The 3,345-nt window shown below is 71.1% G+C and carries 3 protein-coding genes and 1 pseudogene; 2 read left to right on the forward strand and 2 right to left on the reverse strand.

The genetic code is table 11. The features are described 5' to 3' along the window. The first annotated feature begins 210 nt into the window (after window positions 1-210). Window positions 211-510: a hypothetical protein gene (locus tag FREUN1FDRAFT_RS38465; RefSeq protein WP_006545855.1), complete on the forward strand. Its 300-nt coding sequence runs from the start codon at window positions 211-213 to the stop codon at window positions 508-510. A 241-nt stretch (window positions 511-751) separates the two neighbouring features. Here the strand turns inward: FREUN1FDRAFT_RS38465 and FREUN1FDRAFT_RS38470 are convergent, their stop codons facing one another. Beyond that, window positions 752-1,669 (reverse strand): hypothetical protein, encoded by a 918-nt coding sequence (locus tag FREUN1FDRAFT_RS38470; protein ID WP_006545856.1) that lies wholly within the window; start codon window positions 1,667-1,669, stop codon window positions 752-754. 53 nt (window positions 1,670-1,722) lie between these two features. Between FREUN1FDRAFT_RS38470 and FREUN1FDRAFT_RS38475 the strand changes: the two genes are divergently transcribed. Beyond that, on the forward strand, window positions 1,723-2,760 hold the full coding sequence (locus FREUN1FDRAFT_RS38475; RefSeq protein ID WP_006545857.1) for a hypothetical protein: 1,038 nt from the start codon (window positions 1,723-1,725) through the stop codon (window positions 2,758-2,760). On the opposite strand, the pseudogene FREUN1FDRAFT_RS38480 reads toward FREUN1FDRAFT_RS38475, so the two are convergent. Next, window positions 2,733-3,345: pseudogene (locus FREUN1FDRAFT_RS38480) on the reverse strand (hypothetical protein); the annotation flags it as partial. The gene FREUN1FDRAFT_RS38475 and the pseudogene FREUN1FDRAFT_RS38480 overlap by 28 nt on opposite strands.

The following is a 3,345-nucleotide window of genomic DNA, read 5'->3' on the forward strand; positions in this document are numbered from 1 at the left end:
GCGGAGCCGCGGAGCCGCGGAGCCGCGGAGCCGCGGAGCCGCGGAGCCGCGGAGCCGCGGAGCCGCGGAGCCGCGGACGGATTATCCGGGTACCACCCGGCCGGTCGGCCACCCGATTCCCGGCTATTCAGGTGCCGATTTGGGCGCGTGCCCAGGCGACAGCGATATAAAGCGCTGTCAGCTGTTCCAACGGCGAAGGAGCGGGCGCGCATGAGCATCGACGGACGTTGGGAAATCGTCCTTTCATCACCGATCGGCGAGCAGAAGGGTGAGCTCACGATCACCACCACCGCCTCCGGATTCACAGGCTCGATGGTTCAGGACGGCACCACACTCGAGATCACCGACGGTCGCGTCGACGGCGACAAAATCTCCTGGTCGGTCGCGGTCACCTCCCCGATGAAACTCACCCTCAAATCGACGGCCACCGTCAGCGGTGACACGATGACGGGCAAGGCGAAGCCCGGCATCATGCCCGGGATGTCCTTCACCGGAACCCGCCTGGCCTGAGCCCTCTCAGGGTCTGCACGGAAATACCAGCGGACGGTGCGGCGCGACCCCTACAGCGGCAACGCCGCACCGACGGCCTCACTTTCGGCGATACTGTCCCTTTCGCGCGATGCGGTCCACCTGCCATTGGGTCCGACAGCTGGGATGTACAGTCCTATTCGGTTTCCATGTTTCAAAGGAAAGCAGCCGGAGGACTCATTTCCTCGGAAACGACGGCGATGCGGGGGGTTGCCCCCCGGAGTTACCCCGGCCGCTTGACGGCACCGCGGGCAGCCATGAAGCGGTCCTCCAGGGAGTGCAGCGCGGAACCCATCAGCATCCGATGCTCGACCACGTAGTTGACGAACACCGGTGTGTGATGCTCGCCGCGCAGGTCCGCTCCGATTCGGTGCCCCGCGTCCCGCCGCAGACGGCCGAGCTGTCGTTCAAGCCACTTCTCGTTCGTCCGGTCGGACGGCCGGTCCAGTAGACGCAGGGTCTGGTGGGTGCGGTCCCGCGGCCGCGGCGGCAGGCCCCGCAGCTCGGGGTAGCAGTAGGCGGCGAGGGTACGGACATCGCCCGCCGACCAGTCCGGATCAGGTGCCGCGGCGGTCGTCGTGGCGGCGGTACCGGCGATCACACCGACGGCTGGGGCGACTGCGGTGACAGGGGAGGCCGCATCGTCGCCGGGCCCCGACGGCTCAGGACGCACCCCTGGGGAGATCGGTGTCCGGGATGGCGCGGCCCACTGCACGATCAGCTGGAAACGATGTTCCACGTCCCCGTCGGCGGAACGCAGCGTCAGCCACTGACGGGAGCGGGGAAGCAGCTCCGGCGGGCTGTACCGGGTGATCTCCCGATACAGCCCGGGCGCTGTCAGCAGGAGCTTCGTGGCGGTGGTCGAGCAGTTGGTCACCGCCCACCCGCCGCCTGCCTGGCTGATCCGTCCCGCCAGCCGGGGCATGGACGGCTCCGGGGAGCCCGTCGGGGTCAGCAGCGTGGCCGCGAGGTCGACGCCGACAGGAGCGCGACCGAAACCGAAAGCCGTACCGGGGTGTAGCAGCCAGCGTGAGTCGACCCGTAGGGCGTTCTCGCGTGGGTCGATCTCGGTGTTCAGGCCTCCCGCACGCCGGTAGAGCAGAATCAGTTGTGTGCCGGGGAGACCGGGGGTGACGCTCACCGTGGCCGGTCCGCGCGCAGGCTGTCGTTGGCAGGCATCAGTGGGAGATTCCCATGTGTAGCGAGACCCTGGAGCTGGTGGGGGAGCTACGCGAGCTGCGCCGGGGGCGCGGGGCACGCTCGGACGACCTCCCGGCTCGTACCGGGCCCCGGCTCCGGCTGTTCTGTGGCATCGCGGACCATGATTCCCCGGGGCAGCTGCGGAAGAAACTGGTGGCTGCTCTGGCCGAACAGTGTGAGCGGCTGCCGAGCGACCTGCGGCTCGCGGTGCTCGCCGCGTTCGCGCTGCACGACGAGGCCGGCCAGAAGTTCCTGCACGAGCGGATGGAATGGCTGGCCGGCCGGCTGGGTCGCGATCCGCGTACGGCCCGCCGCCGCGTTGACGAGGGCCTGCGGTTGCTGGCCGAGTCCATCGGCGCCCACGCCGCGGTGTCGGGCCAGGACGCAGGTACAGCCCAGGCCCCGGGCACGGACACGGGCCAGCCCGCGATGGCGGGCGCGGGCACGGACACGTCCAGCCCGTTCGTCTCCGATGGCTGGTACGTGTCGTCGATGCGGTCCGTGCTCCATCTCGACGAGCATCCGTTGAAGCTTGTCGAAAGACGTATGATCATCGCGACGGTGGACCGGCTGGACAGCGTTGTGTGTGCGCTGAGCATTCCCTTCCGGTGGGACGCGGGAAACGCTCGGCCGGCTGTGACGGTGGCGATCCCGCACGGTGGCCGAATCCTTGAGGAGAAGCGGCCGTCCGCCCGGCATACCCGGGTTGTGGTCGCGCTGCCCCGAGCGCTGGCTGCGGGTGAAGCGCATGAGTTCGGCGTCGAGTTCACCATCGAGTCGCCGCCCCGACTGCTTCCCTACTACGCGGTGACGCCGTTGCGGCGCTACGACCAGGTGCGCGCCCGTGTCTGTTTCGGTGCCGCGGGACGTCCCGCGAGGGTGTGGAAGATCAACGGCGTGCCGCCGCGGGTCGTCGAGGAGTTCCTGCCCGGTGACGAGCCGCTGCTGCCGGACGAGGCGGGTGAGGTGCGGGTGGGGTTCACGGGCCTGCGGCCGGGTCTGAGCTACGGCCTCGCCTGGGCGGCGGTCTGAACGGGCGGTCCGGTCGTGGATGTCGCCGCTTCGGGGCGCCGGGCGGCGGCAAGGGTGCCCTGGCGGCCATCCGGCTCAAGCACCCGGATCAGCCCGGTGCCGGGCCGCACGGACAGCAGCGCTCCCCGGGGCAGGTAGGCGACTCCGGCGACGGCCGCGCCGACCGGGTCGATCGCGACCGGATCGACCGGGACCAGCTCGGCCCCGTCGCTTCCCCCGTCGCTCCCCCGGCCGGTCGGACGCAGCTCCAGCAGCCCGGCCACACCGGCGCAGGAGACGGCGATCCGCCCGTCGTTGCAGACGGCGACCGCCCCCGGCCGGGGCAGCCGACGCTGCCGCGGGTCATAGGCGGCGCCGGCCACCGTGGTGATGTGCCCGTCCGGGGACACCGCCCGCAGCCGGTCGTTGTCGGTGTCGGCGATCAGGATCCGGCCGTCGGCGGCCACGGTGACGGCGCTCGGCCGGCGCAGCCGGGCCAGCCGCGCCGGGCCGTGATCGCCGCTCGTTCCGGGCGCTCCGGTTCCCGCGACGACATCGACCCGGCCGCCCGCGCCGCCCGCGACGACATCGACCCGGCCGCCCGCG

The organism is Parafrankia sp. EUN1f (assembly GCF_000177675.1).
Classification (GTDB): Bacteria; Actinomycetota; Actinomycetes; order Frankiales; family Frankiaceae; genus Parafrankia.

Coding starts and splice junctions, on each gene's coding strand:
- FREUN1FDRAFT_RS38465 (WP_006545855.1), top strand. CDS start 211: ATGAGCATCGACGGACGTTGGGAAATCGTCCTTTCATCACCGATCGGC.
- FREUN1FDRAFT_RS38475 (WP_006545857.1), top strand. CDS start 1,723: ATGTGTAGCGAGACCCTGGAGCTGGTGGGGGAGCTACGCGAGCTGCGC.